This is a genomic window from Burkholderia multivorans ATCC BAA-247 (genome assembly GCF_000959525.1).
Lineage (GTDB): Bacteria > Pseudomonadota > Gammaproteobacteria > Burkholderiales > Burkholderiaceae > Burkholderia > Burkholderia multivorans.
In genome coordinates, this window is record NZ_CP009831.1 from 792,501 (window position 1) to 817,429 (window position 24,929).

The following is a 24,929-nucleotide window of genomic DNA, read 5'->3' on the forward strand; positions in this document are numbered from 1 at the left end:
CGTTTGGGCGCGCTCTGCATCGCTTCGATTCCGTTCGAACCGGCAGCACGATAATCAGGAGAACATGCATGGCCAGATCGATGCGTTCCAGGGTGGTGGCAGCAGCAGTGGCGTGCGCGATGAGCGCCGCGCCGTTCGCGGGGACGACCGCGTTGATGACGCTCGCGACGACGCGCACGGCGCTCGCCGCGATCGCGCCGGCCGACGATTACGCGGCGACGCGCTATCCGATCGTCCTCGTGCACGGACTCACGGGCACCGACAAATACGCGGGCGTGCTCGAGTACTGGTACGGCATCCAGGAAGACCTGCAGCGGCACGGCGCGACGGTGTACGTCGCGAACCTGTCGGGATTCCAGAGCGACGACGGTCCGAACGGACGCGGCGAACAATTGCTGGCATACGTCAAGCAGGTGCTCGCCGCGACCGGCGCGACGAAGGTCAATCTGATCGGCCATAGCCAGGGCGGTCTCACGTCGCGCTACGTGGCGGCCGTCGCGCCGGATCTCGTCGCGTCGGTGACGACGATCGGCACCCCGCATCGCGGCTCGGAGTTCGCGGACTTCGTGCAGAGCGTGCTTGCGTACGACCCGACCGGGTTGTCGTCGTCGGCGATCGCCGCACTCGTCAACGTGTTCGGCATCCTGACGAGCAGCAGTCACAACACGAACCAGGACGCGCTCGCCGCACTGACGACGCTGACGACCGCGCAGGCCGCGACCTACAACCGGAACTTCCCGAGCGCGGGTCTCGGTGCACCCGGCAGCTGCACGACCGGTGCGTCGACGGAGACGGTCGGCGGCAATACGCATCTGCTGTACTCGTGGGCCGGCACCGCGATTCAGCCGACGAATGCCGCGTTCGGCGTCACGGGCGCGAGCGACACGAGCACGATTCCGGTCGTCGATCCGGCGAATGCACTGGATGCGTCGACGCTCGCGCTGCTCGGCACGGGTACCGTGATGATCAATCGCGGCTCGGGGCAGAACGACGGACTCGTGTCGAAGTGCAGCGCGCTGTACGGACAGGTGCTCGGCACGAACTTCAAATGGAATCATCTCGACGAGATCAACCAGCTGCTCGGCGTGCGCGGTGCGTATGCGGAAGATCCGGTCGCAATGATTCGCACGCACGCGAACCGGTTGAAACTCGCGGGCGTCTGACGGATGGCCGCCCGTGACGGGCACGCGTCGCCAATGCGGCGCGTCGCCGTGTATGCAGTAGCCGGTTGTGCGGCTGTGGCCGCCGTCGTGCTGTGGCGCGGCGCGGCGCCGCCGCGCGGCATCGAAGTCGCGCACGCCGGATCGCAGGCGGGCGAACGCAGCGCGATTGCATTGCCATCGCCGGCGGCGCAGCCGGCCGGTGCAAGCGCGCCCGCGCCGCTGGCCGGATCGAGCGCGCCGCGCTTGCCGCTCGATCCGGGCGGCCATCTGGCGAAGTCGCGCGCGGTGCGTGATTTCTTCGACTATTGCCTGACTGCACAGAGCGAGATCGACGCCGCCGCGCTCGATGCGCTCGTCGCCCGCGAGATCGCCGCGCAGCTCGACGGCACGGTCGCGCAGGCGGAAGCGCTCGACGTCTGGCATCGGTATCGCGCCTATCGCGACGCGCTTGCAAAGCTGCCCGACGCGGGCGCCGTCACCGACAAGTCCGATCTCGGCGCGCTGCAGCTCGCGCTCGACCGGCGCGCGTCGGTTGCGTACCGGACGCTCGGCGACTGGAGCGAACCGTTTTTCGGTGCGGAGCAGTGGCGGCAGCGCTACGACCTCGCGCGGCTGCGCATCATGCAGGACCGCACGCTGACCGATGCGCAGAAGGCCGAGCGGCTCGCGGCGCTCGATCAGCAGATGCCGGCCGACGAGCGTGCGGCGCAGCAGCGCGCGAACGCGCAGCAGGCCGCGATCGACCGGATCGCGCAGTGGCAGAAGAGCGGGGCGGCGCCCGACGCGACACGCGCGGCACTGGCGCAGACGCTCGGTGCGGACGTCGCCGCGCGTGTCGCGCAGCTGCAGCAGGACGACGCGTCGTGGCAAAGCCGCTATGCCGATTACGCGGTGCAGCGCGCGCAGATCGAAGCCGCCGGTCTGTCGCCGCAGGATCGCGACGCGCAGATCGCCGCGCTGCGGCAGCGCGTGTTTACGAAACCGGGCGAAGCGGTGCGCGCGGCGTCGCTCGATCGCGGTGCGGCCGCTGCGGCTACGGCGGGCACCGCGCAGTAACGGCCCGCACGCGCGGCCGTCGGCTCACGCGGCGCGCGTCACGTGCCGCGGCAGGTGCTGCTCGATGATCGCTGCCAGCGTGTCGAAGGCCGGCCCGATCCCTTCATGCGCGACGCACGCATAGCCGAGCAGCAGCCCGCGTTGCGCGGTGTCGGCGCGACTGTAATAGCTGGTCAGCGGCCGCACGATCACGCCCGCTTCGAATGCGCTCTGCGTGACCGCGCGATCGTCGCATGCGTCGGGCAGCCCGAGCACGAGATGCAGGCCGGCTTCGTCGCCCATCACCGGCAACGTGTCGCCGAAGCGCGCGCGGATCGCATCGATCAGCAGTTGACGGCGCTCGCCGTATAGCGTGCGCATCCGTCTCACGTGCGAGGTCAGATGGCCGTCCATGATGAACTCGGCGAGCACCGCCTGCTGCATCAGCTGTCCTTCGCGGTACAGCTCCGACAGGCCGGTGCGGAACGTGTCGACGAGATGCTCGGGCACGACCATGTAGCCCATCCGCAGGCCGGGAAACAGCATCTTGCCGAGGCTGCCGACGTAGATCACGCGGCCGCCGTCGTCGAGCCCCTGCAGCGACGCGAGCGGGCGGCTGCCGTAACGGAATTCGCTGTCGTAGTCGTCCTCGATGATCCAGCAGCGATGCTGCCGCGCGTATTCGAGCAGCATGCGCCGCCGCGCGAGACTCATCACCATCCCGAGCGGATACTGATGCGATGGCGTGACGAGCACGAGCCGCGGCGGGTGCTGCATGTCGTTCGCGCTCGGCGCGAGCCCTTCCTGATCGACGGGCACGGGCGCGAGCGTGAGGCCGGCCGCCTGCAGCACACTGCGCACGCCCCAGTAGCACGGCTCCTCGACCCACGCGCGATCGCCGATGTCGGACAGCAGCCGCACCGCGAGATCAATCGACTGATGAATGCCGGTCGTGATGATGACCTGATCCGGCGAGCATTTGACCGAGCGCGCGACGCGCAGATAGTCGGCGAGCGCGCGACGCAGCGGCCGGTAGCCGCCGCCCGGCGCGTATGTGAGCAGTTCGGGGTTCGCTTCCTTCCAGAGCCGCGCCTGCAGGCGGCTCCACGTGCGGCTCGGAAATTCGGAGACGTCCGGCACGCCCGGCATGAACGCGCCCCACTGACGGCGCGACACGCCCGCATGCTCGATCAGCTGCCGGCCGCGCATCGACAACCCGCCTTGTGCGTCGGCCGCCGCGGTTGCGGCCGTTGCCGCCCCGCCGTCGGAACGCGCCGCGCCCGCGCCGTGCGCGCGCATCGCGGCGGCGTCGGGCCGCGTGTCGGCGACATAGGTGCCGCTGCCGGTCGTCGTCAGGACGTAGCCTTCGGCCGTCAGCTGGTCGTACACGTGCAGCACCGTATTGCGGGCGATCGACAGGTCAGCGGCCAGCGTGCGCGAACTCGGCAGCTTCGTCCCCGGCCCTAATTCACCGGTCAGGATGGCCTGCTGCATCAGCTGCAGCAGCTGCCGGTACATCGGCTCGGACGAAGTCCGGTCGAGACGGGCGGACAGCCAGTCGGCGACGATCACGGTATCCAAAGTGGTCCTACTGGGAATATTGAAATGGTTCCCTATTGTAGAACCGTGCGCGCCGTATAGTGGCTCGCATCTCGATAAAGATCGTTGCGCAGCAAAGGGGACAGCCACGATGAAGTCCGATGATGTGATCGTCAGTTTTCGCGGCGTGCGAAAGACCTACGACGGCGAGACGCTCGTCGTCAAATCGCTGGATCTCGACATTCGCCGCGGCGAATTCCTGACGCTGCTCGGGCCGTCCGGCTCGGGCAAGACCACGTGCCTGATGATGCTGGCGGGCTTCGAATTCCCGACCGGCGGCGAAATCCGCCTCGACGGCGAGCTGCTCAATCACGTGCCGCCGCACAAGCGCAACATCGGCATGGTGTTCCAGAACTACGCGCTGTTTCCGCATCTGACGGTGGAGCAGAACGTCGCCTATCCGCTGACGGTGCGCAAGCTGCCGGCGGGCGAGCGCGCCGAGCGTGTCGCGCATGCGCTGAAGATGGTGCAGATGGAGCGCTTCGCGAAGCGCTATCCGGCGCAGCTGTCGGGCGGCCAGCAGCAGCGCATTGCGCTCGCGCGTGCGCTGGTGTTCGAGCCGAAGCTCGTGCTGATGGACGAACCGCTCGGCGCGCTCGACAAGCAGCTGCGCGAGCACATGCAGTACGAGCTGAAGGCGCTGCACGAGAAGCTCGGCGTGACGTTCGTCTACGTGACGCACGACCAGGGCGAGGCGCTGACGATGTCGGACCGCGTGGCGGTATTCGACAAGGGCATCGTGCAGCAGCTCGACACGGTGGACCGGCTCTACGAATCGCCGTGCAACGAATTCGTCGCGAACTTCATCGGCGACAGCAACCGGCTGCGCGGCACGATCGCGCGCGTCGACGGCGAGTTCTGCGAGCTGCGGCTCGGCGACGGCACGCGCCTCGTCGGCCGCCGCATCGGCGATGTCGCCGAGGGTGCGGCGGCCGTCGCATGCATCCGGCCCGAGCGGATGAGCCTCGCGGCGCAGGGTGCGAACGGCCATGCGCCGGATCGCGTCAATGGCGATGCGAACGGCCACGCGAACGGCCACGCGAACGGCGCGGCGGCGAACCGGCTGACGGGCGAGGCGCGCAGCCTCATCTATTTCGGCGATCACGTGCGCGTGCGTTGCGCGCTGCCGGGGCAGGACGAATGCTTCGTGAAGATGCCGCTCGGCACCGGCGCGCTCGACGCGTTCTCGCCGGGCGCGCCGGTCTCGCTCGCGTTCGCGCCCGAGCATCTGCGCGTCTTTGCGTAGGCGCCCGCGCCGAGCGAGCCGACAGCGCGCGGCACGTCGCCCATGACAACGTCACGCATTCACCACGACCACCACAAGAGGAGAGCAACGATCATGAACGGAACAGGTTTTGCGGTGCGCGGCACCGCGCTCGCATTGGCGCTGGCTGCCGTCGGCGCATCGGCAACGGCGGCGGAGCTGACGGTCGTCAACTTCGGCGGCGCGAACGGCGACGCGCAGAAGGTCGCGTTCAACCAGCCGTTCGAGAAGGCGACCGGCAACAAGGTCACCGCCGTCGAGTACAACGGCGAGCAGGCCAAGGTGAAAGCGATGGTCGAAGCGAAGCACGTCAACTGGGACGTGGTCGAAGTCGAGTCGGGCGACCTGAATCGCGGCTGCGACGAAGGGCTGTACGAGAAACTCGACTGGTCGAAAATCGCGAAGAAGTCGGACCTCATTCCGGAAGCGCCGCAAGTGTGCGGCGTCGGCTTCTTCGTCTGGTCGACCGCGCTGTCGTACAACGCCGACAAGCTGAAGACCGCGCCGACCGGCTGGGCCGATTTCTGGAACGTGAAGAAATTCCCGGGCAAGCGCGGAATGCGCAAGGGCGCGCGCTATAACCTCGAGTTCGCGCTGATGGCCGACGGCGTCGCGCCCAAGGACGTGTACAAGGTGCTCGGCACGAAGGCCGGCCAGGACCGTGCGTTCAAGAAGCTCGACGAACTGAAGCCGTATATCCAGTGGTGGGAAGCGGGCGCGCAGCCGCCGCAGTTCCTCGTCGCCGGCGACGTCGTGATGTCGACGGCGTACAACGGCCGCATCGATGCCGCGCAGAAGGAAGGCAAGAACCTGAAGGTCGTGTGGAACGGCAGCATCTACGATCTCGACTACTGGGCGATTCCGAAGGGCTCGCCGAACAAGGCGCTTGCCGAGCAGTACATCGCCTACACGCTGACGCCGAAGCCGCAGCAGGCGTACGCGCAGCACATCGCGTACGGGCCGGCGAACATCGCGGCGATCAAGTCGCTCGACGCGAAGACGCTTGCGAACCTGCCGAATTCGCCAGCCAACGGCAAGAACGCGGTGCTTGAAGACATCGGGTTCTGGACCGATCACAGCGACGAACTCGAGCAGCGCTTCGCCGCGTGGGCGACGAAGTAATCGCACCGCTGTCCCGATGCAACCGGCCGCGCGGCGCTTCGTTCGCGTCGCGCGGCATTCCGCCGGATCGCGCTCCGGCCGGAGAGAACCGTTGAACACGATGACGATCGCTTCTTCCCCGACGTCGACGGCCGCACTCAAGCGCGAGCTGAAGGCGGCCGAAGCCCGCAAGCGCACGATGGCGCTGCTGCTGATCGCGCCGCTCGCGATCTTCCTGCTGCTGGTGTTCGTCGTGCCGATCGGCACGCTGCTCACGCGCGCGGTGCAGAACCCCGAGATCGCCGCCGCGCTGCCGAACACGGTCGCCGCGCTGTCGAAGTGGGACCGCAAGACGCCGCCCGCCGACGCCGCTTACGCGGCGCTCGCCACCGACATGACGAAGGTCGCCGACAGCGACGCGATGGGCGCGCTCGCACGGCGGCTGAACACTGAGATTCCCGGCTATCGCTCGCTCGTCGCGAAAACGGCGCGCGCGATGCCGCTGAAAAGCGACGATGGCACGGCGCTGACGCCGGCCGGCACGCGCGGCAAACTGCTCGAACTCGATGCGCGCTGGGGCGAGATCGCCTACTGGCAGGCCATCGCCAAAAACGGCAGCGCCTATTCGCCGTTCTATCTGCTGGCCGCGCTCGATCACAAGCTGGACGGCTTCGGTAACATCGTGCACGCCGATCCGGATCAGTCGATCTATCTGGCGATCTTCGGCCGCACGTTCGTGATCGGCATTGCCGTGACGCTGTTCGCGCTGCTGCTCGGCTATCCGCTCGCCTACTGGATCTCGACGCTGTCGGAGCGGCGCGCGAACCTGGCGATGATCCTCGTGCTGATTCCGTTCTGGACCTCGGTGCTCGTGCGCGTGGCCGCGTGGATCGTGCTGCTGCAGAACGAAGGGCTGATCAACAAGGCGCTGATCGGCAGCGGCCTGATCGCGCATCCGCTCGCGCTGCTGTTCAATCGCGTGGGCGTCTATATCTCGATGACGCACATTCTGCTGCCGTTCATGATCCTGCCGCTGTACAGCGTGATGAAGTCGATTCCGCCGACCTACCAGCGCGCGGCCGTCTCGCTCGGCAGCCATCCGTTCGCGGCGTTCTGGCGCGTGTACGTGCCGCAGACGTATCCGGGCGTCGGCGCGGGCGCGCTGCTCGTGTTCATCCTCGCGATCGGCTACTACATCACGCCGGCGCTGCTCGGCGGCCCGAACGATCAGATGGTGAGCTACTACGTCGCGTACTTCACGAACGTGACGATCAACTGGGGAATGGCGTGTGCGCTCGGCGGGCTGCTGCTCGCGGCGACGCTCGTGCTGTATGCGGTGTACGGGCGCTTCACGCGCACCAACGTGAGCCTCGGCTGAGCGCGGGCCGACAGGGAAAGGAGAACAGGACCATGAAACTGGCCAGGCCGCTGTTTGCGCCGCACATGTCGTTCGTCGAGCGCGCGTGGTACGTCGCGTTGCGCGTGCTCGTCGTGCTCACGCTGCTGTATCTGATCCTGCCGGTGCTCGCGATCGTGCCGCTGTCGTTCTCGTCGAGCACGTTCCTCGTGTATCCGATTCCGGGGTTCTCGACGCGCTGGTACGAGAACCTGATCGCGTCGGACGAGTGGCGCATGGCCGCGAAGAACAGCTTCATCGTGGCGCCGTCGGCGACGCTGGTGGCGACCGTGCTCGGCACGCTGGCCGCGATCGGGCTGACGAAGGCCGAGTTCCGCGGCAAGGGGCTGCTGATGGCGGTGCTGCTCTCGCCGATGATCGTGCCGGTGGTGGTGGTCGGTGTCGGCATGTATCTGTTCTTCGCGCCGCTGGGGCTCGCGAACACGTACACGGGGCTGATCGCGGCGCACGCGGCGCTCGGCGTGCCGTTCGTCGTGACGACGGTGGCCGCGACGCTGCAGGGGTTCAACCAGAACCTCGTGCGCGCGAGCCTGTCGCTGGGCGCGAATCCGGTGACGACATTCTTCCGCGTGACGCTGCCGGTGATTGCGCCGGGCGTGATGTCGGGTGCGCTGTTCGCGTTCGCGACGTCGTTCGACGAAGTGGTCGTCACGCTGTTTCTGGCCGGTGCGGACCAGACGACGCTGCCGCGGCAGATGTTTACCGGCATCCGCGAAAACATCAGCCCGACGATCGCGGCGCTCGCGACGATCCTGATCGTGTTCTCGACGAGCCTGCTGCTCGCGCTCGAATGGCTGCGCGGCCGTCAGGCGCGGCGCGCGGTGGCGTAACGCGGAAGAGGCGAGGGACGCGGGCGCAGCGCGCGGCGCAAATTCTCTGCGGCGCGAACGCGCCGGCCGCGCATAACGGGCACCGCAGCACACCGCACCTCGCGACGACAGTTGCGCCTGCAACGGCCACGATCGCGGCACGATCGCTCGCGATTCTTTCGTTTCGCTGACGAGCGACACGGCCGCCTGCACGTTTGATCGGGCTCTGCAACAATACGGGCCGCGACGCCGCGCGTCCCGCTGCTTCCACCGGAACGCGGGCCCGACGTCGCGCCGCTCAATCCGCGACGCCATGCGTCGCCCGTCTGCCGAACCGATCGTGTCCGAACTCGCTTCTCCCGCCGGTGCCGCCGAACCGGCCGTCAACTGGCGCGCGATGGCCGCCGTGCTGCTCGCCGTCGCGCTCGCGACGCTCGATACGGCGATCGCGAACACCGCATTGCCCGCGATCGCGACCGACCTGCACGCGTCGCCTGCCGCTTCGGTATGGATCATCAACGCGTATCAGCTCGCGATGGTCGCGACGTTGCTGCCGTTCGCGTCGCTCGGCGACATCGTCGGGCACAAGCGCGTGTATGTCGGCGGTCTCGCCGTGTTTACGCTCGCGTCGCTCGGCTGTGCGCTCGCGTCGACGCTGCCGCAGCTCACCGCCGCGCGTATCGTGCAGGGCTTCGGCGCGAGCGCGATCATGAGCGTCAACATCGCGCTGATCCGCAACCTTTTTCCCGCGCATCGGCTCGGGCGCGGCGTCGGCTTCAATGCGCTCGTCGTCGGCGTGTCGTTCGCGGTCGGGCCGACGATCGCATCGCTGATACTCTCCGCCGCCGCATGGCCGTGGCTGTTCGCGGTCAACGTGCCGCTCGGCGTGCTTGCGCTCGCCGTCGCGATTCCGTCGCTGCCGGAAGCCTCGCGCGGCAAGCATGCATTCGATCCGCTCGCCGCGCTGTTCAACGTGATCGCGTTCTCGGCGCTGATCTTTGCGCTCGGCGAATTCGCGCAGCGCGGCCCGCTGCGCGTCGTGCTCGTAGCCGCCGCCGTCGCGCTCGCATTCGGCGCGCTGCTGATCCGCCGGGAGGCCGGCCACCCGGCGCCGATGCTGCCGGTCGACCTGTTTCGCCGGCCCGTGTTCGCGCTGTCCGCGGTGACCGCCGTCTGCGCGTTCGCGGCGCAAGGGCTCGCGTTCGTGTCGCTGCCGTTTTACTTCGAGACGGTCCTGCACCGCAGCGCGGTCGACACCGGTTTTCTGATGACGCCGTGGTCGGCCGTCGTCGCGCTGGCCGCGCCGATCGCCGGACGACTGTCCGATCGCTATCCGCCGGGGCTGCTCGGTGCAATCGGACTCGCGTTGCTCGGCGCCGGGATGGCGTCGCTTGCCGCGTTGCCGGCCGCGCCGAGCGCGATCGACATCGGCTGGCGAATGATGCTGTGCGGCGCCGGCTTCGGCTTTTTCCAGTCGCCGAACCTGAAGGCGCTGATGTCGAGCGCGCCGCCGGAACGCAGCGGCGGTGCGAGCGGCATCATCGGCACCGCGCGCCTGATCGGGCAGGCGACGGGCGCCGCGCTCGTCGCGCTGTCGTTCGGCATTGCCGGACATCGCGGGCCGACGCTCGCGCTGGTGCTCGGTGCCGCGTTCGCCTGCGCCGCGAGCGTGGCGAGCGGACTGCGGCTGTTTGCGCGCTCGCATCGCGCCGGCGTTGCCGTCGCGTCGGAGCGCGTGCCGAAGTAGCCGCAATGTCGTGCGGCGCGCACGCGCAGGCGCGCGCCGCGTCCCGTGCCTGCGCGTCGCTCAGAAGCCGCCCGACTGGATCAGCTTGTTGAGGTTCGCGATGTTCAGGCTGCCGAAGCCGGTCGGGTAGTCCCAGCCGGTGCCCGCGGTGTAGCCGTAGCCCTGATAGCCGTTGTTCCCCGACACGACGTCGTAGCGCACGAGCGACGGGTTCGCCGGAATCGCACGATAGAGGTTCGCGGCCGGAAAGCCGAGCCCCGTGCCGTTCGCGGCGAGCAGCCGCGCCCAGAAGCCCGTGAAGATCGGCGCGGCGAGACTCGTGCCGCCGATCTGCTGCAACTGGCCGTAGTTGCAGATATACGCGCCGGTGCTTTGCGCGGCATCGAACGACACGTCCGGCAAACGGCGGTTGCTGCCCGACTGCCATGCCGGCGCGGGCAGCAGCGTGCTGACGCCGCCGCCGGTTGCCCATAGCTTGCCGTTGCTGTCGAGTCCCTCGTTCCAGACGGTCTCGCTCGAGAACGCGCCACCGGACGTCGTATACAGCGTCGTGCCGCCGATCGCGAGCACGTGCGGCGACGAGGCGGGCCACGACACCGTGTAATTCGCGCCGTCCGGATAGCCGCGGTTGTTGCATTCGTACACGCCTTCGTCGCCGGACGACACGGAGAACGTCTGGCCCTGCGCGGCCGCCGTCGTGAAGATCTGTTCCTCGGCATCGAGCGTGCCGTCCGCGTTCGCGTCGGTCTCGCACCAGCCGAGCGACACGTTGATCACTTTCGCCGTGTTGTCCGACACCGCGCGGTTGAACGCTTGCGTGAGGCCGGTGTTGCCGGGCGCGTTCAGATCGGCCATGTAGAACACGAGCTTGCCGACCTGGCCGCCGGCCGCGCCGACGATCGACTGGCTGTCGAGATCCCATTCGCCCTGACCGTCCGGGTCGTCGGCGTAGCTGCCGCTCGTGCCGGTGCCGTTGGTCTTGACCGTCTGCGTCGCGACCGTCGCGTAGCCGTTGCTCGACGCGAAGCGCTTCAGGTCCTGCAGCGTCTGCGACACGCCGCCGATCGTGATGATGCCGACCGTCACGCCGGCTGCGGTCGGCACGCCGGTCGCGTTGTACAGGCCCGCGAATTCCTTCGGATAGTGGCCGGTCGCGGTGCCGGCCGCGAGCGTCTGCGGCTTCGACACGTTGCCGATGCGCAGCATCGGATGCGCGCGCGCGACGTTCTGCAGCCCGAGCACCGAACCGACGACGTCGCCGAGCGCGCGCGGCACCTGTGCCGTCGATGCGTTCGCGAAGCCGGAACGGCCCGCGTACTGGAAGCGCACGAGCGACGTGTTGAACGCGGTCTTTACGGTGCCGGCCGTGCCGCGCGCGGAGACGAGCAGCCGGTTCGGCGCGACCTCGATGTTCACGAAGCCGCTCTTGCGCAGATAGTCGACGACCGACTTGACCTGCGCTTCGGTCGGCGCGTAGTCGGCGAGGAACCGCTCGGGCGTCAGATACTGGCGATAGTGGGCGCTGCCCGGACGGTTCACGTCGCGCGCGAGTTGCTTCAGCTGATCGGCGTTGCGCAGCTTCAGGCTGACGACGACGTCGGTCGTCTCGCCGGCCGCCAGTTCGAGCGACGAGGCCGCGCTGCGCGCCATCAGCTGCGGGCCGGTCAGAAAGGCCTTGGTATGGGTGTCGACCCAGTCGGTCGCCGCATGCGCGGCGCCGGCCGCGACGAGAAGCGGCCATGCATAGGCGATGCGGCGGGGCGACGGAAGGGGAAGGGCAAAGCGCACGTTCCTTTTCATCGGGCATCCTTTTGAGGAGAGACGACGTTGCTAGAACCCCGACCCTTTTGGGGTCGCGAGCGGTGACGAGCGTAGGAGCGCCGATGCGATTCAGATAGCTGCCAGTTTCCATAGCTGTCAGTTCTGACATCGGCGGGCGCATGGGCGTCCGTTACGCCGCGCGCGCGCCGGTTCGCGGCCTTGCGAATAGGAACCGGTTCGACCCGCGTAGCACGACGACGCGCGACGTTCTCACGCACGAGTCGATCGTTGCGACGCACGGATGTGCACGATGACGGAGCCGGCGGGCGCGCCGCTGCACGGCCGGCGTCGGCGCGTTGCCGCGCGCCGAGTCGCACTATGTGGTCATTCGAAGTTGTCCATCGTGCGCGGCCGTCGACGCGGCGCCACAGAGAGACAGGAACGGGCGTAACGCGCCGGCGGTCTTTCCCGAACTGTGGAACAGCGCGCCGCGCAGTCTTGCAGCTTGCTTTCGGTTCGTGCGCTGCGATCGTCGATTAGAACAAATGCTCGAATGCGCGATACCCGCCAACATTCGAGGCGCGATGCCGCCGCGACGGGCTGCCCGAGCCAGGAAAATTCCCCTTGACTCTCGCCGTCCGGCCGCTATCCTTCGATCCATAACCAACGAGTTATGAATCGAGCGACATGCAGAACGCGCAGGACCTGCTTTTCAGAACGCTTGCCGATCCGACACGCCGCGCGCTGTTCGAGCGGCTCTGCGAGGAGGGCGAGCTGACCGTTGCCGCGCTGACCGCGCATGCCGGCGTGTCGCAACCGGCCGTGTCGAAGCATCTCGGTGTCCTGAAGCAGGCCGGTCTCGTGCGCGACCGTCACGAAGGCCGGCAGACGCACTACAGCGCGCAGCCGCATGCGCTCGCCCCGTTGATCGACTGGACCAGCCAGATGGCCGGTTTCTGGCAAGCCCGGTTCGACGCTCTCGAAGATCTGCTCAAAAGGATGGATCAGTGATGAATCAAGCCACGCCCGAAACGCGCTCCGTCGTCGTCGAACGCGAGCTGCCTCATCCGCCGGAGAAGGTCTGGCGAGCCCTCACGCAGCCGCACCTGCTCGAAGCGTGGCTGATGAAGAGCGATTTCGCACCGGTCGCCGGCCACGCGTTCAGTTTCAGCGCGGACTGGGGCGCGGTCGATTGCAAGGTGCTCACGATCGAGCCGCACCGCACGCTGTCCTATACGTGGGCGGCGTACGGCCTCGACAGCGTCGTCACGTGGACGCTTACGCCGACGCCGGCCGGCACGCTGCTGCGCATGGAGCAGGCCGGGTTCCGCGCCGACCAGGAACAGGCGTACCGCGGCGCGCAGCACGGCTGGGTACGATTCCTCGAGTCGCTCGAACAGGTGCTCGCGCGGCCCGACGAACACACGGAGGCCCGCTCATGAGCGCAGCATCGGACCCGTCGGAACGCATTGACGCACTGATCGCCGGCATTGCGGACTGGCGCGGCGCCATGCTTGCCGAACTGCGGCGGACGATCCTCGCGGCCGACTCTGGCATCGTCGAACAATGGAAGTGGATGGGCAGCCCCGTGTGGGAGTGCGACGGGACGATCGCGGTCGCGAACGCGCACAAGGGCAAGGTGAAGCTGACGTTCATGCACGGCGCGCAGCTGCCCGATCCGCACGCGCTGTTCAACGCGGGCCTCGAAGGCAATGCGCGGCGTGCGATCGATTTCGTCGAAGGCGACCGGATCGACACGCGCGCGCTGAAGGCGCTCGTGCGCGCGGCGATCGACTACAACCGCACACATCTGAAGAAGAACGCGCGAGCGGACGCCGGCGCGAAAGCGGCGCGAAGCCGCAACGCGGCGTGATGCGCTAGCCGGAAGCCGGCACGTGCGTCGGCGTCATGTCGCGCGCGAAACAGGCAGTCAAAAAAAACGCCGACACGAGGTCGGCGTATCCAAATCGGCCGTCACCACCCGCGAGGCGGCAACGGCACCTGCAAAGCGGCGTGCTTACGCGGCGAGCAGCGAGCGCAGCACGAACGGCAGGATGCCGCCGTGCTTGTAGTAGTCGACTTCGATCGGCGTATCGATGCGCAGCAGCACCGGCACGCGCTGCGTTTCGCCATTCTTGCGATGGATCACGAGCGTGACGTCCTGCTGCGGCTTGAAGTCGTCGCCGAGGCCTTCGATGTCGTACGTCTCTTCGCCGGTGATGCCGAGCGACTGCACGCTATCGGCGCCCTTGAACTGCAGCGGCAGCACGCCCATGCCGACCAGGTTCGAACGGTGGATACGCTCGAAGCTGCGGGCGATCACGGCCTTCACGCCGAGCAGCTGCGTGCCCTTCGCGGCCCAGTCGCGCGACGAGCCCGTGCCGTACTCTTCGCCGGCGAACACGACGGTCGGCGTGCCTTCGCCGATGTACTTCATCGCCGCGTCGTAGATCGACAGCTGTTCGCCGCTCGGCTGGTGGATCGTCAGGCCGCCTTCGACGCGCGTGCCGTCTTCCTTCGCCGGGATCATCAGGTTCTTGATTCGCACGTTGGCGAACGTGCCGCGCATCATCACGTCATGGTTGCCGCGGCGCGAGCCGTAGCTGTTGAAGTCGGCCTTCTGCACGCCGTTTTCCTTCAGCCACTTGCCGGCCGGCGAGTCTTCCTTGATCGAGCCTGCCGGGCTGATGTGGTCGGTCGTGACCGAGTCGCCGAAGATGCCGAGCGCGCGGGCGCCCTTGACCGAGGCGATCGACTCGGCCGGCTGCATCGAGAAGTCGTCGCCGAAGAACGGCGGCTCCGCGATGTAGGTCGACTTCGGCCAGTCGTAGACCTGACCCGATTCGCCCTCGATCTTGCTCCACAGATCGCCCTTCTTCGTCAGATGCGCGTAGTTCTTCTCGAACTTTTCCGGATCGAGCGCGAACTTCAGCAGCGACTGGATCTCTTCGCTCGACGGCCAGATGTCGCCGATGTAGATGTCCCTGCCGCCCTTGCCCTTGCCGACCGGCTCGGTCATCAGGTCGCGCGTGATGTTGCCGGCGATCGCGTATGCGACGACGAGCGGCGGCGACGCGAGGAAGTTCGCGCGGATGTTCGGGTGGATCCGCGCCTCGAAGTTGCGGTTGCCCGACAGCACGGCCGCCGCGACGATGTCGTTCTTCGTGATTGCTTCGTTCAGTTCCGGCGTCAGGTCGCCCGCATTGCCGATACAGGTGGTGCAGCCGTAAGCGGCGACTTCGAAGCCGAGCTTCGCGAGGTAGGGCAGCAGGCCCGTCTTCGTCAGGTACTCGGTCACGATGCGCGATCCCGGCGCGAGCGACGTCTTGATGTGCGGTGCGACGGTCAGCCCGGCCTCGACGGCCTTCTTCGCGAGCAGGCCGGCCGCGAGCAGCACGCTCGGGTTCGACGTGTTGGTGCACGACGTGATCGCGGCGATCAGCACGTCGCCGTTCTTCACGGTGATGCCGTTGCTCGTCCGGTACTCGGCGTCGAGATCCTCGGCCTTCTTCGCGAAGCCGTTTTCCGCGACCGGCTTCGAGAACAGCTCGCTGAAGGTCGACTTCACGTTGCCGATTTCGATGCGGTCCTGCGGACGCTTCGGGCCCGCGAGCGACGGCGCGACCGTCGCGAGGTCGAGCGTCAGCGTCTTCGTGTAGTCGATGTCGCCGGCCTTCGGAATGCCGAACAGCTTCTGCGCCTTGAAGTAGTTCTGGAACGCGGCGATCTCCGCCTGCGTGCGGCCGGTGCCTTCGAAGTACTGGATCGTCTTCTCGTCGACCGGGAAGAAGCCCATCGTCGCGCCGTATTCGGGCGCCATGTTGGCGATCGTCGCGCGGTCCGGCACCGACAGCGACTTCGTGCCTTCGCCGAAGAATTCGACGAACTTGCCGACGACCTTCTCCTTGCGCAGCATTTCGGTGATCGTCAGCACGAGGTCGGTCGCCGTCACGCCTTCGCGCAGGCGGCCCTTCAGTTCGACGCCGACGACGTCCGGCGTCAGGAAGTACACCGGCTGGCCGAGCATGCCCGCTTCGGCCTCGATGCCGCCGACGCCCCAACCGACCACGCCGATGCCGTTGATCATCGTCGTGTGGCTGTCGGTGCCGACGAGCGTGTCCGGGTAGTAGATCGTGTCCGCGCCGTCGCTCTTCTTGTGCACGCCGCGCGCGAGATATTCGAGGTTCACCTGGTGGACGATGCCGACGCCCGGCGGCACGACCTTGAACGTGTCGAATGCCTGCATGCCCCACTTCATGAACTGGTAGCGCTCGTTGTTGCGCTGGAATTCCAGCTTCATGTTCAGGTCGAGCGCGTCCTTCTGGCGGAAGTAGTCGATCTGGACCGAGTGGTCGACGACGAGATCGACGGGCACCAGCGGCTCGATCTTCTTCGGATCCTTGCCCGTGCGCTGAGCGACGCCGCGCATGGCCGCGATGTCGGCGAGCAGCGGCACGCCCGTGAAGTCCTGCAGCACGACGCGCGACACCACGAACGGAATCTCGTCGACCCGCTTCGCCGTCGGCTGCCAGTTGGCGAGCTGCGCGATGTGCTCCTCGGTGATCTTCTTGCCGTCGTAGTTGCGCAGCACCGACTCGAGCACGACGCGGATCGACACCGGCAGGCGCTCGATCTTCGTCTTCAGTTCCTTGCCGAGCTGCGGCAGCGAATAGAACTTGCCTTTGCCGGAACCGCTGTCGAATTCCTTGAGGGTCTTGTGCAGATTGTGGGCCATGGTGATTTTCCTGGGTTAAGGCGAGGAAAGAAGAGCTCCTGTTTGTTCTGTACCTGACGGCTAGATCATATACAGATCGACGTATTCATTGACCGGCATCGCTTCGAGCTTTGCCTGGTCCAGCGACACGTCGAGAATCGCTTGTTGCTGCTTTGCCGGAAAGCGGCGCGCAAGGTTCGTGCGGAACTTGTCGACCAGCAGCGGGATGCCGTCGGCGCGGCGCCGCCGGTGGCCGATCGGATATTCGACCGCGACTTCGGCAAGCGTCGATCCGTTCGCGAACTCGATCGTCAGCGCATTGGCGATCGATCGCTTGTTCGGATCGTGGTAGTCCTTCGTGAACTGCGGATCTTCGACGCAGATCGTCTTCGCGCGCAGCGCGTCGATGCGCGGGTCGGCGGCGACCGCGTCTTCGTAGTCCGCAGCGGTCAGCCGGCCGAACAGCAGCGGCACGGCAACCATGTATTGAATGCAGTGGTCGCGGTCGGCGGGATTCGCGAGCGGCCCCTGCTTGTCGATGATGCGGATCGCGGCGGCGTGCGTGCGGATCGTGATTCGCGCGATCTCGTCGGTCGAGCGGCCGGCCGCCGCCAGCGCATCGCGCAGCTGCAGCGCGGCCTCGACGGCCGTCTGCGCATGGAATTCGGCGGGAAACGCGATCTTGAACAGCACGTTTTCCATCACGTAGGTGCCGTACGGACGCTGGAAGCGGAACGGCTTGCCGCCGAACAGGACGTCGTAGAAGCCCCACGTGCGCGCGCTCAGCGCGGACGGATAGCCCATTTCGCCCGTCTTCGCGATCAGCGCGAGGCGCACCGCGCGGGAGGTCGCGTCGCCGGCCGCCCACGACTTGCGCGAACCGGTGTTCGGCGCGTGGCGGTAAGTGCGCAGCGGATGTCCGTCGACGAACGCGTTCGATACCGCATTGATCAGCTCGTCGCGCGTGAGCCCGAGCAGCCGCCCGACGACGGCCGTCGAGGCGACCTTCACGAGCAGCACGTGGTCGAGCCCGACCGCGTTGAACGAATTTTCGAGTGCGAGACAGCCCTGGATCTCATGGGCCTGAATCATCGCGATCAGCACGTCGCGCATCGCGAGCGGCGGCTTGCCGGCCGCGACGGCGGTGCGGGACAGCCAGTCGGCCGTCGCCAGGATGCCGCCCAGGTTGTCGGACGGATGACCCCATTCGGCGGCGAGCCAGGTGTCGTTGAAGTCCAGCCAGCGGATCGCCGCGCCGATGTCGAACGCGGCCTTGACCGGGTCGAGCTGGAACGAGGTGCCGGGCACCTTCGCGCCGTTCGGCACGATCGTGCCGGGCACGACGGGCCCGAGCAGCTTGGTGCAGGCAGGGTAGGACAGCGCCTCGAGTCCGCAGCCCAGCGTGTCGATCAGGCAATGCCGCGCCGTCTCCAGCGCGAGTGCGCTGTCGATTGCACCGGCATTCAGCACGTAGTCGACGATGTCGACGAGTACCGTATCCGGAGCGGGGCGGACGTTGGAGACCGGAGCGGACATCGAGGCGCCTGTGCGGAGCGTCCTTAGTTGACGGCCGGCTTGAGCTCGTTTGCCTGCGTCGGTGCGGCGCCGCCTTGCGCCATTTCCGGCGTCACGCATTCGTCGGCGAGACGCTCGCCGCCGTTCGCGTCGGTAAACAGCATCGCCTTGCTCGGGATCACGACGAGCTTGAAGCCTGCGGCCGGATCGTAGAAGGTGTCGGCGCCGGTCGTCGTTGCTTCGCGCGGCAGCTTGTAGTTCTTCTTCGCCCAGTGGACCGTGACGACCTGGTCGCGTTTCATGTCGCCGGCGAGGTCGAACGACAGGCCGTCCTTGCACGACCACTTGACTGCGCCGTCCGGCACCGGATCGACCTTGGCGGCTGCGCGTGCCTGCGCCTTCTTGCTGCGCGGGATGATGCGCTTGGCCGGCGCGGGGCGCTTGGCCGTCTTCTTCGCGGTCGTGCCCTGTGCGAACGCGCTCGGCGCCGAGACCAGCATCGTGGCGGACAGCGCGCCGATGACGGTGGCGATCAGGAGTTTCTTCATGGAGTCAGAACCTTTCGATAATCAGTTGACAAAGGCCGGCAGGTCGAGCTGCCGGCCGGTTTGAAACTGCACGCGCCCCGAAAGCGCGCAGCGGCCGCTATTTTCACCTATTTGGCCGCGCATATTTCAGGTTTTCGGGCTCCGTTACGTTTTTTGTCGTTTCGCAAACCGGCGGGCCGATCGTGCGCCGTCGACGCGCGGAAATCCGCCGGACGCGCGGGCCCGCGAGCGGCCGCTCACGTGGCGTCTCCGGCGGCCGACGAACCGAACAGCGGCGCGGCTTCGGGCGGCACCGGCTGGCCCGTCGCACGCGCGCGACGCAGCACCGACCAGTAATAGCGGTAGCTCGCGCGGTCGTGCAGCGTGTCGCCGTGGCGCGTCGGCCCCCAGTCGGCCGCCTGCGCGGCCAGCAGGATCTCGGCGGCGAGCGCGATCTCGTCGGTGCGCGGCGCGAACGCGTCGACGATCGGCCGGATCTGCGCGGGATGGATGCTCCACATCCGCGTGAACGCGAATTCGTCGCGCGCGCGGCGCGCATCGCCGGCGACGACGGCCATGTCGCGCACTTCGGTGGTCACGTTGTGGGACGGCGTCTTGCCCTGCGCATGGCACGCGGCCGCGATCTCGAGCTTCGCGCGGCGCACGAGCGGATGCTCGAACTGGCCGGGCGAGCGCATCGCGGTGTCGGGAATCGCGCCGTGGTGCGCGGACACGAAGTCCATCAGCCCGAAGCTCAGCGTGCCGACCATCGGCAGCGCGGCGAGCGTCGCGGCTTGCGCGAGCGCGCCGTGCGTCTCGACCAGCACGTCGACCGGAATCGGCTGCGCGATGCCGAGCTCGCGACGCGTGCCTTCGATGAACGCGCACATTTCGGCCGCATCGGCGGCGTTCGCGATCTTGGGCAGCGTGAGGTAGGCGGGCGGGCGCGCCGCGCGCAGGATGATGCGCACGTCGTCGCGCCAATGCGGATGGGAGAAGTCGTGGATGCGGGCGCCGACGCGCCCGAAGCGGTTCTCGGCGCTGCCGAGCAGCTCGGCGACGAGTTCCGCGTGCGCGGCTTCGTGGCCGACGGCCGCGCCGTCCTCGCAATCGAGCGTGATGTCGAACACCGGGCCCAGCTCGGCCTGCAGCGCAAGCGACTTGCGCATCAGTTTCTCGCTGCCCGCGTAGTGATCGCAGCATGGCAGGATCGCGGGCGGCGACGCACCGTCGTACAACACTTGTGCAGGAGTAAGCGCGGGCATCTCTTCTACGTCAGGAAGCGGGCAACGTGGAGAATATCGGATTCGGACGCGTTCTGCGCTGACGCGCGACGGCAAAACGCGTCCGGATCGGATGGCCGGCGCGGCGGCGTGCCGGCCGGCCGTGCCGGGCCGCGTGCACGCGGCCCGGCAGGCGCTCGATGCCGCCTGCTTAGTTCTTCAGCAGGTGAGCGACGCCGTCGCGCTCTTCGAGCAGCTCGGCGAGCGTCGCGTCCATCTTCTCGCGCGAGAACGCGTCGATCTCGAGGCCTTCGACACGCTTGTATTCGCCGTTTTCGCAGGTGACCGGCACGCCGTAGATGATGTCTTCGGGGATGCCGTACGAGCCGTCCGACGGGATGCCCATCGTGACCCACTTGCCGTTCGTGCCGAGCACCCAGTCACGCACGTGGTCGATCGCCGCGTTGGCTGCCGACGCCGCCGACGACAGGCCGCGCGCTTCAATGATCGCCGCGCCGCGCTTGCCGACGGTCGGGATGAACGTGTTGCGGTTCCATTCGTCGTCGTTGATCAGCTTCAGCAGCGATTCGCCTTCGGCGGTCGCGAAGCGGAAGTCGGGGTACATCGTCGGCGAGTGGTTGCCCCACACGGCGAGCTTCTCGATCGACGCGACCGGCTTGCCCGACTTCGCCGCAAGCTGCGACAGCGCGCGGTTGTGGTCCAGACGCAGCATCGCGGTGAAGTTCTTCTTCGGCAGATCCGGCGCCGACTTCATCGCGATGTAGGCGTTCGTGTTCGCCGGGTTGCCGACGACCAGCACCTTCACGTCGCGGCTCGCGACTTCGTTCAGCGCCGCGCCCTGGACCGTGAAGATTTCCGCGTTTGCCGACAGCAGGTCCTTGCGCTCCATGCCCTTCGAGCGCGGACGTGCGCCGACCAGCAGCGCGACGTCGGCGTCCTTGAACGCAACCTTCGGATCGTCGGTGATCACGACGCCCGCGAGCAGCGGGAACGCGCAATCGTCGAGTTCCATCACGACGCCTTTGACGGCGGCTTGGGCTTGCGGGAGGTCGAGCAGTTGCAGGATGACCGGCTGGTCCTTGCCGAGCAGGTCGCCGTTCGCGATGCGGAACAGCAGCGAGTAAGCGATTTGACCTGCGGCGCCGGTGACGGCAACGCGCTTTGCGGGCTTAGCCATTGAAAATCTCCAGGACGGGATGAAGCGATGGACGCTAGGTAAAACGCCATTCTATGCGCGTTACACGAAGCGTTGCTTTGAAAGCAGGGCGGAGGACTCGCGAGGCAGACGCGGTGAACCTGGAGACGGCCGTGGCACGTAGCCGGGGACGCGCTGTCAGCACCCGCGAACCCTTGCTCGCCCCGGAGTGTAGGAGCCGGCAGGCGCAAAGTCAAACGGTATCATATGTCTTATATAAGACAGATGTTTTGCGCAATTTGAGTGGACGGAAAACTGCGGTTTGTGATGAAATGCGCGCCATGACATCGAACCAGGCGAATACCGCGAATCCCACCGGCGCAGGCAGCCCAGGGCAGCCGGGCGCGAGCGATTCCGCGCCTGCATCCGCGGCCGCGCAGTCGCCGACGTTCAGCCCGTTATACCAGCAGATCAAGGCATTGATCACGCAGAGCCTCGAAAGCGGCGAATGGAAGCCGGGCGAGATCATTCCGAGCGAAGTCGAGCTCGCGGCGCGCTACAAGGTCAGCCAGGGCACCGTGCGCAAGGCGATCGACGAGTTGGCCGCCGAAAACCTCGTGGTCAGGCGTCAGGGCAAGGGCACGTTTGTTGCAACGCACAACGAAGAGCGCGCGCAGTTCCGTTTCCTGCGGCTGCTCGCGGACGACGGCGCCGAGCACGCGCACGTGAGCCGGCTGCTCGAATGCCGGCGTCTGCGCGCGCCGGCCGAGATCGCGCGCCAGCTCGAGCTGAAGCCGGCCGATCCGGTCGTGCAGGTGCGGCGCCTGCTCGAGTTCGAGGGCGAGGCGACGGTGCTCGACGAGATCTGGCTGCCGGGCGCGATGTTCCGCGGCCTCACGTTCGAGCGGCTCAGCGAGTACAAGGGGCCGCTCTACGCGATGTTCGAAACGGAATTCGGCACGCGCATGATCCGGGCGTCGGAGAAGATCCGCGCGGTGGCGGCGGAGCCCACGGTGGCCGACCTGCTGCACGTGCCCGCGGGCTTTCCGTTGCTGTCGGTCGAGCGTGTGTCCTATACCTATGGCGATCGGCCCGTCGAAGTGCGGCGCGGCTGGTATGTCACGACCGGGTACTACTATCAGAACGACTTGAGCTGACGACGTATCGGCGCAAGCGCCGTGCATTCGCGTTCGACACGTTCGCGAAGCACGTTTCGGGCCGCCTTTGTTCTCGTTCGCGTAACGATCCAGAGCAGACTTTCGCTGCAGCGCGATATAAAAAGGCGCTAAAATTGCGGATTAGTGTGACAACATAAGTAGGGGTCTAGCATGACTGACGCAGTAAGAAAACCGAGGCCGGAATACCGGAACATCGGATTCGGCGACATCACGATGAATTATCGCCTGCCGCTGGCGGCGAAGTTGTCGATCCTCCATCGAGTCAGCGGCGCGCTGCTGTTCCTGTTCCTTCCGTTCCTGCTGTTCCTCTTCGATCAGAGCCTCACGTCCGAGCTCAGCTTCGAAGTCTTCAAGGCCTTCCTCTCCAACATCGTCGTCAAGCTGATCGTCCTCGTGTTGTCCTGGGCGTTCTTCCACCATTTCTGCGCCGGCATTCGCCACCTGCTGATGGACGTCAATCACGACGCCGTCTCGAAGGAAGGCGGCAAGCGGACGGCAGTCGTCGTCTTCGTCGTCTCGATCGCGCTGACGATCGCCATGGCACTCAAACTGTTCGGAGCATTCTAAGAAAATGGCAGCCAACAACCGAATCGGCTCGAAGCGCCTCGTCGTCGGCGCGCACTACGGCCTGCGCGACTGGCTCGCGCAGCGCGTCACCGCCACGATCATGGCGGTCTACACGGTCATTCTGCTCGTCCTGTTCTTCGGCGCGCACGACTTCTCCTACGAAGGCTGGGCGTCGATCTTCTCCGCACAATGGATGAAGCTCGCGACCTTCGTGACGCTGCTTTCCCTCTTCTATCACGCATGGGTCGGCGTGCGCGACATCTGGATGGACTACGTGAAGCCCGTCGGTGTGCGCCTGCTGCTGCAATCGCTGACCATCGTCTGGCTGCTCGCATGTGCGGGCTACGCCGCGCAGATTCTCTGGAGAGTGTAAAGAATGGCTGCAATCAAAACTTCCCTCCCGCGTCGCAAGTTCGACGTCGTGATCGTCGGCGCGGGCGGCTCCGGCTTGCGCGCGGCGCTGCAACTGTCGCGCGCGGGCCTGTCGGTCGGCGTGCTGTCGAAGGTGTTCCCGACCCGTTCGCATACGGTGGCCGCGCAGGGCGGCATCGGCGCGTCGCTCGGCAACATGAGCGAAGACAACTGGCACTTCCACTTCTACGACACGATCAAGGGCTCCGACTGGCTCGGCGACCAGGACGCGATCGAATTCATGTGCCGTGAAGCGCCGAACGTCGTGTACGAGCTCGAGCACTTCGGCATGCCGTTCGACCGCAACGCCGACGGCACGATCTATCAGCGTCCGTTCGGCGGCCACACCGCGAACTACGGCGAGAAGCCGGTCCAGCGCGCCTGCGCGGCCGCCGACCGTACCGGTCACGCGCTGCTGCACACGCTGTACCAGCAGAACGTCGAAGCGAAGACGCAGTTCTTCGTCGAATGGATGGCGCTCGACCTGATCCGCGACGCGGACGGCGACGTGCTCGGCGTGACGGCGCTCGAAATGGAAACGGGCGACGTCTACATCATGGAAGGCAAGACGACGCTGTTCGCGACGGGCGGCGCAGGCCGGATCTTCGCGGCGTCGACCAACGCGTTCATCAACACCGGCGACGGCCTCGGCATGGCGGCGCGCGCAGGCGTGGCGCTGCAGGACATGGAGTTCTGGCAGTTCCACCCGACCGGCGTGGCCGGCGCGGGCGTGCTGATCACCGAAGGCGTGCGCGGCGAAGGCGGCATTCTGCGCAACGCGAACGGCGAGCGCTTCATGGAGCGCTACGCGCCGACGCTGAAGGATCTGGCGCCGCGCGATTTCGTGTCGCGCTCGATGGACCAGGAAATCAAGGAAGGCCGCGGCGTCGGTCCGAACAAGGATCACGTGCTGCTCGACCTGTCGCACATCGGCGCCGAGACGATCATGAAGCGTCTGCCGTCGATCCGCGAAATCGCGTTGAAGTTCGCGAACGTCGACTGCATCAAGGAGCCGATCCCGGTCGTCCCGACGATCCACTATCAGATGGGCGGCATCCCGACCAACATCCACGGTCAGGTCGTCGGCACGTCGCGCGATCACAAGGAGCCGATCAACGGCTTCTACGCAGTGGGCGAATGCTCGTGCGTGTCGGTGCACGGCGCGAACCGCCTCGGCACGAACTCGCTGCTGGACCTCGTGGTGTTCGGCCGTGCGGCCGGCAACCACATCGTCGAGCAGGTGAAGAAGCAGAAGGAACACAAGCCGCTGCCGGCCGACGCGGGCGAATTCTCGCTGGCGCGCCTGAACAAGCTCGACAAGTCGAGCTCGGGCGAGTACACGCAGGACGTCGCGAACGACATCCGTGCGACGATGCAGAAGCATGCAGGCGTGTTCCGCACCTCGGCGCTGCTGAAGGAAGGCGTCGAACTGATGGACGGCCTCAAGCAGCGTGTCGAGCACATCCATCTGAAGGACAAGTCGAAGGTGTTCAACACCGCGCGCGTCGAAGCGCTCGAGCTGGAGAACCTGATCGAAGTCGCCCGCGCGACGATGGTCTCGGCCGAGGCGCGCAAGGAAAGCCGCGGCGCGCACGCGCACAGCGACTACGAGCACCGCGACGACGAGAACTGGCTGCGTCACACGCTGTGGTACAGCGAAGGTGACCGCCTCGACTACAAGCCGGTTCAAATGCAGCCGCTGACGGTCGAGTCCGTGCCGCCGAAGGCGCGTACGTTCTAAG

The 24,929-nt window shown here is 66.9% G+C and carries 21 protein-coding genes; 14 read left to right on the plus strand and 7 right to left on the minus strand.

The window, feature by feature from the left end:
• Positions 1-68 precede the first annotated feature (68 nt).
• Both NP80_RS05870 and NP80_RS05875 read left to right on the plus strand, forming a co-directional pair.
• Positions 69-1,163 carry an esterase/lipase family protein gene (locus NP80_RS05870; protein WP_035487881.1) on the plus strand — a complete coding sequence of 365 codons (1,095 nt, stop codon included), beginning with the start codon at positions 69-71 and terminating at the stop codon, positions 1,161-1,163.
• A gap of 3 nt (positions 1,164-1,166) precedes the next feature.
• Positions 1,167-2,219, plus strand: a complete 1,053-nt coding sequence (locus tag NP80_RS05875; protein WP_035487878.1) for a lipase secretion chaperone — start codon at positions 1,167-1,169, stop codon at positions 2,217-2,219.
• Positions 2,220-2,243: 24 nt separating this feature from the next.
• On the opposite strand, the gene pdxR is transcribed toward NP80_RS05875, so the two are convergent.
• Positions 2,244-3,779 (minus strand): MocR-like pyridoxine biosynthesis transcription factor PdxR, encoded by a 1,536-nt coding sequence (gene pdxR / locus NP80_RS05880; RefSeq protein ID WP_006404053.1) that lies wholly within the window; start codon positions 3,777-3,779, stop codon positions 2,244-2,246.
• Positions 3,780-3,888: 109 nt separating this feature from the next.
• On the opposite strand from pdxR, the gene NP80_RS05885 reads away from it, so the two are divergent.
• The 5 genes from NP80_RS05885 to NP80_RS05905 all read left to right on the plus strand — a co-directional run bounded on the left by NP80_RS05885 (position 3,889) and on the right by NP80_RS05905 (position 10,135).
• The gene (locus NP80_RS05885) at positions 3,889-5,043 is read left to right on the plus strand and encodes an ABC transporter ATP-binding protein (protein WP_035487876.1); all 1,155 of its coding nucleotides are present in this window, start codon (positions 3,889-3,891) and stop codon (positions 5,041-5,043) included.
• A gap of 93 nt (positions 5,044-5,136) precedes the next feature.
• Complete coding sequence (locus NP80_RS05890; RefSeq protein WP_006411082.1) at positions 5,137-6,183, plus strand: ABC transporter substrate-binding protein; 1,047 nt, start codon at positions 5,137-5,139, stop codon at positions 6,181-6,183.
• Between the two features lie 91 nt (positions 6,184-6,274).
• Positions 6,275-7,540 carry an ABC transporter permease gene (locus tag NP80_RS05895; protein ID WP_006404050.1) on the plus strand — a complete coding sequence of 422 codons (1,266 nt, stop codon included), beginning with the start codon at positions 6,275-6,277 and terminating at the stop codon, positions 7,538-7,540.
• Positions 7,541-7,572: 32 nt separating this feature from the next.
• Complete coding sequence (locus tag NP80_RS05900; protein ID WP_006398888.1) at positions 7,573-8,409, plus strand: ABC transporter permease; 837 nt, start codon at positions 7,573-7,575, stop codon at positions 8,407-8,409.
• A gap of 292 nt (positions 8,410-8,701) precedes the next feature.
• Complete coding sequence (locus NP80_RS05905; protein ID WP_006404048.1) at positions 8,702-10,135, plus strand: MFS transporter; 1,434 nt, start codon at positions 8,702-8,704, stop codon at positions 10,133-10,135.
• A gap of 60 nt (positions 10,136-10,195) precedes the next feature.
• Here NP80_RS05905 and NP80_RS05910 read toward each other — a convergent pair whose 3' ends face one another.
• A complete protein-coding gene (locus NP80_RS05910) occupies positions 10,196-11,935 on the minus strand; it encodes a S53 family peptidase (protein WP_006404047.1) in 1,740 nt (579 codons plus the stop codon).
• A gap of 648 nt (positions 11,936-12,583) precedes the next feature.
• Here NP80_RS05910 and NP80_RS05915 point away from each other — a divergent pair.
• From NP80_RS05915 to NP80_RS05925, 3 genes are read left to right on the plus strand one after another with little or no spacing between them, the layout of a single operon-like run.
• Positions 12,584-12,907 (plus strand): ArsR/SmtB family transcription factor, encoded by a 324-nt coding sequence (locus NP80_RS05915; RefSeq protein WP_006404045.1) that lies wholly within the window; start codon positions 12,584-12,586, stop codon positions 12,905-12,907.
• The gene (locus NP80_RS05920) at positions 12,907-13,338 is read left to right on the plus strand and encodes an SRPBCC family protein (RefSeq protein WP_006409992.1); all 432 of its coding nucleotides are present in this window, start codon (positions 12,907-12,909) and stop codon (positions 13,336-13,338) included. Before NP80_RS05915 ends, NP80_RS05920 begins: the two co-directional genes overlap by 1 nt.
• Entirely contained in the window at positions 13,335-13,769 is a 435-nt protein-coding gene (locus NP80_RS05925; RefSeq protein WP_006409986.1) for a DUF1801 domain-containing protein, read from the plus strand. Before NP80_RS05920 ends, NP80_RS05925 begins: the two co-directional genes overlap by 4 nt.
• Before the next feature lie 144 nt (positions 13,770-13,913).
• Here the strand turns inward: NP80_RS05925 and acnA are convergent, their stop codons facing one another.
• From acnA to NP80_RS05950, 5 genes are all read right to left on the minus strand, one after another.
• Complete coding sequence (acnA, locus tag NP80_RS05930; protein ID WP_006409997.1) at positions 13,914-16,631, minus strand: aconitate hydratase AcnA; 2,718 nt, start codon at positions 16,629-16,631, stop codon at positions 13,914-13,916.
• 60 nt (positions 16,632-16,691) lie between these two features.
• Entirely contained in the window at positions 16,692-18,146 is a 1,455-nt protein-coding gene (locus tag NP80_RS05935; protein ID WP_006409998.1) for a bifunctional 2-methylcitrate dehydratase/aconitate hydratase, read from the minus strand.
• A 23-nt stretch (positions 18,147-18,169) separates the two neighbouring features.
• Positions 18,170-18,673, minus strand: a complete 504-nt coding sequence (locus NP80_RS05940) for a hypothetical protein (protein WP_006404040.1) — start codon at positions 18,671-18,673, stop codon at positions 18,170-18,172.
• Between the two features lie 236 nt (positions 18,674-18,909).
• Positions 18,910-19,917 carry an HpcH/HpaI aldolase/citrate lyase family protein gene (locus NP80_RS05945; RefSeq protein WP_035946694.1) on the minus strand — a complete coding sequence of 336 codons (1,008 nt, stop codon included), beginning with the start codon at positions 19,915-19,917 and terminating at the stop codon, positions 18,910-18,912.
• A gap of 169 nt (positions 19,918-20,086) precedes the next feature.
• A complete protein-coding gene (locus NP80_RS05950; RefSeq protein ID WP_006404038.1) occupies positions 20,087-21,073 on the minus strand; it encodes a malate dehydrogenase in 987 nt (328 codons plus the stop codon).
• A gap of 290 nt (positions 21,074-21,363) precedes the next feature.
• Here NP80_RS05950 and NP80_RS05955 point away from each other — a divergent pair, with 290 nt between their 5' ends.
• From NP80_RS05955 to sdhA, 4 genes are all read left to right on the plus strand, one after another.
• Positions 21,364-22,188: a GntR family transcriptional regulator gene (locus tag NP80_RS05955; protein WP_012217315.1), complete on the plus strand. Its 825-nt coding sequence runs from the start codon at positions 21,364-21,366 to the stop codon at positions 22,186-22,188.
• A 171-nt stretch (positions 22,189-22,359) separates the two neighbouring features.
• On the plus strand, positions 22,360-22,776 hold the full coding sequence (gene sdhC / locus NP80_RS05960; RefSeq protein ID WP_006399545.1) for a succinate dehydrogenase, cytochrome b556 subunit: 417 nt from the start codon (positions 22,360-22,362) through the stop codon (positions 22,774-22,776).
• 4 nt (positions 22,777-22,780) lie between these two features.
• Positions 22,781-23,149: a succinate dehydrogenase, hydrophobic membrane anchor protein gene (gene sdhD, locus NP80_RS05965; protein WP_006399546.1), complete on the plus strand. Its 369-nt coding sequence runs from the start codon at positions 22,781-22,783 to the stop codon at positions 23,147-23,149.
• A 3-nt stretch (positions 23,150-23,152) separates the two neighbouring features.
• Positions 23,153-24,928 carry a succinate dehydrogenase flavoprotein subunit gene (gene sdhA / locus NP80_RS05970; RefSeq protein WP_006399547.1) on the plus strand — a complete coding sequence of 592 codons (1,776 nt, stop codon included), beginning with the start codon at positions 23,153-23,155 and terminating at the stop codon, positions 24,926-24,928.
• Position 24,929 lies beyond the last annotated feature (1 nt).